2 protein-coding genes and 2 pseudogenes are annotated in these 3,022 nt (G+C 64.3%); all 4 read left to right on the top strand.

Features of this window, described 5'->3' with window-relative positions; translation table 11 throughout:
- A partial coding sequence (gene cysD, locus I5W_RS10720; RefSeq protein ID WP_044529212.1) for a sulfate adenylyltransferase subunit CysD occupies positions 1–865 on the top strand: 865 nt, incomplete at its 5' end.
- On the top strand, positions 865–2,196 hold the full coding sequence (locus I5W_RS10715) for a sulfate adenylyltransferase subunit 1 (RefSeq protein ID WP_044529211.1): 1,332 nt from the start codon (positions 865–867) through the stop codon (positions 2,194–2,196). The genes cysD and I5W_RS10715, both read left to right, overlap by 1 nt.
- Positions 2,197–2,233: 37 nt before the next feature.
- Positions 2,234–2,824: pseudogene (gene cobA / locus I5W_RS10710) on the top strand (uroporphyrinogen-III C-methyltransferase); the annotation flags it as partial.
- Positions 2,814–3,022, top strand: a pseudogene (locus I5W_RS10705) (NAD(P)-dependent alcohol dehydrogenase); the annotation flags it as partial. The pseudogenes cobA and I5W_RS10705, both read left to right, overlap by 11 nt.

The raw sequence follows: 3,022 nt of genomic DNA, 5'->3' as shown, positions 1-3,022 counted from the left end.
AGCCATCCACATCATGCGCGAGGTCGCCTCCGAGTGCAGCAACCCGACGCTGTTGTTCTGCGGCGGCAAGGACTCGGTGGTGCTGCTGCGCATCGCCGAGAAGGCCTTCCGCCCCGGCAAGTTCCCCTCACCGCTGGTGCACATCGATACCGGCCACAACTTCCCGGAAGTCATCGAATTCCGTGATCGCCGCGCCGCTGAACTGGGCGAGCGCCTGGTGGTGCGATCAGTGGAAGATTCGATCAAGCGTGGCACCGTGCGCCTGCGCAATCCGCAAACCGATTCGCGCAATGCCGCGCAAGCCGTCACGCTCCTGGAAACCATCGAAGAATTCAAGTTCGACGCCTGTATCGGCGGCGCGCGCCGTGATGAAGAAAAGGCCCGCGCCAAGGAACGTATCTTCTCCTTCCGCGACGAGTTCGGCCAATGGAACCCCAAGGCCCAGCGCCCCGAACTGTGGGACCTGTATAACACCCGCGTGCATCCGGGTGAGAACATGCGCGTCTTCCCCATCTCCAACTGGACCGAACTGGACGTGTGGCAATACATCGCCCGCGAGAACCTTGCCCTGCCCTCGATCTACTTCGCCCATGAGCGCGAGGTGATCCCGCGCAATGGCCTGCTGGTGCCGCTGACCGACCTCACCCCGGCGCGCGAAGGCGAGACCGTGCAAAAGCAGGTGGTACGCTTCCGCACCGTGGGCGACATCTCCTGCACCTGCCCGGTGTCTTCCGACGCCGCTTCGGTCGAAGCCATCATCGCCGAGACCGCAGTGACCCAGATTACCGAGCGCGGCGCCACCCGCATGGACGACCAGACGTCCGAAGCCTCGATGGAAAAACGCAAGAAGGAAGGATATTTCTGATGAACGCCGCCGCAACCCAAGCACAACTGGCCCAGGCCTCCGCACAATCGCACGAACGCGGCCTGCTGCGCTTCATCACTGCCGGTTCCGTGGACGATGGCAAGAGCACCCTGATCGGCCGCCTGCTGTTCGACAGCAAGGGCATCTTCGCCGACCAACTGGACGCCATCTCGCGCGCCAAGCACAAGCGCACCGTGGGCGACACGGTGGACCTGTCGCTGCTCACCGATGGCCTGGAAGCCGAGCGCGAGCAAGGCATCACCATCGACGTGGCCTATCGCTACTTCGCCACCCCCAAGCGCAAGTTCATCATTGCCGATACCCCGGGTCATGAGCAGTACACCCGCAACATGGTCACCGGTGCCTCCACGGCGGACGCCGTCATCATCCTGGTGGACGTCTCCAAGGTGAAGCTGGGTGAAGATGGCAGCGTGGAACTGCTGACCCAGACCAAGCGCCACTCCACCATCGCCCACCTGCTGCAGATCCAGCACGTGATCGTGGCCGTCAACAAGATGGACCTGGTGGACTACGACCAGACCGTCTATGACCGCATCGTCGGCGCCTACCAGCAGTTCGCGCAGCAACTGGGCTTGCAGGACGTGCACGCCATCCCGCTGTCGGCCCTGGCCGGTGACAACGTGGTGGAAGCCAGCACGCGGATGCCCTGGTATCAGGGGCCGACGCTGATCACGCTGCTGGAATCGCTGTCAGTGTATGAAGATGCGCACGAAGAAGCCTTCCGCTTCCCGGTGCAACTGGTGGCGCGCCACAACGGCCACGAAGCCAATGACTTCCGCGGTTACATGGGCCGCATCGAAGCCGGCAAGGTCGCCCGTGGTGACAAGCTGGTGGTGCTGCCCAGCGGCCAGAGCGCCACCGTCAAGGACATCCAGACCCTGGACGGCTCGCTGGAATCGGCCGCGGCCGGCCAGTCGGTGACCATCCTGCTGGACGAATACCTGGACATCTCGCGCGGCGATCTGCTGGCGTCGGCTGCCCAGCCTTCGACCATCCTCAAGAGCGTCAACGCCGATGTGTGCTGGCTCTCCGAAGAGCCGCTGGACCTGCGTCGCAAGTACTGGCTCAAGCACACCACCAAGCAGGTGGCCGCGCGCGTGGCCAAGGTCGATACGCTGCTGGACATCAACACCCAGGAACGCCGCCCGGCCGAAACCTTGAAGCTCAACGACATCGCCCGCATCAGCGTCAACGTGCAGCAGCCCATCGCCGCCGATGCCTATCAGGATATCCGCGCCACCGGCGCCTTCATCCTGATCGACGAAGTGAGCCACCAGACGGTCGCCGCTGGTATGATTCGGATCGACTGATTTTCTTTCGATCCGCAATCGTATCTTCGACCAGGCCATGGCCACCCAACAGGCAGCGACTTCACTTTCTTCCGATTCACCCGCCCCCAGCCCGGAACATCCGGGCATGGTATGGCTGGTCGGCTCCGGCCCTGGCGCCGCTGACCTGTTGACGGTGCGTGCCGCACGTCTCCTGGCGCAAGCCGAGATCGTGCTGCACGATGCCCTGGTTACCCCCGACATCCTGGCCCTGTGCCCGCAAGCCGTGCTGGTCTCGGTGGGCAAGCGCAGCGGCCAGCGCTCCACGGCCCAGCCCGTCATCAACCAGAAGCTGGTCGAGGCAGCCCAGCAGTATCGCCGCGTGGTGCGTCTGAAAGGCGGCGACCCCATGCTTTTCGGCCGTGCCGATGAAGAAATGCGGGCGCTGGAAGAGCACAACATTCCCTTTGAGATCGTCCCCGGCATCACCGCCGCGCTGGCCGCAGCCTCGGCCGCCAAGCGCCCGCTGACGCGGCGCGGGATTGCGCGCAGCGTCTCGCTGTTTACGTCCAGCACGGGGGTCGATGAACCGGACGAAGTGCGTATGCCCAATGGTGATACGCTGGTGCAATACATGGGTGGCCGCGAAGCCACGGCCACACTATTGCGANCACATGGTCGGCACCTANCACGGCNAGACCGATGATGCTCCCGGCTGGACCATGGGTGGCTACTCGCAGCAGATCGTGGTGCATGAGCGCTACGTGCTGACCATCCGCCACCCGAAAACCGACCTGGGCGCCGTCGCGCCGCTGCTGTGCGCCGGCATCACCACCTATTTCGCGCTGCGCCACTGGGGCGCCGGTCC

The organism is Herbaspirillum sp. B65 (assembly GCF_000333555.1).
Classification (GTDB): Bacteria; Pseudomonadota; Gammaproteobacteria; order Burkholderiales; family Burkholderiaceae_D; genus Herbaspirillum; species Herbaspirillum rubrisubalbicans.
This window is presented reverse-complemented; position numbering and strand designations above follow the sequence as displayed.

Excerpts from the sequence above, each read along its gene's own strand:
- I5W_RS10715 (WP_044529211.1), top strand. The coding sequence starts at position 865 with ATGAACGCCGCCGCAACCCAAGCACAACTGGCCCAGGCCTCCGCACAA.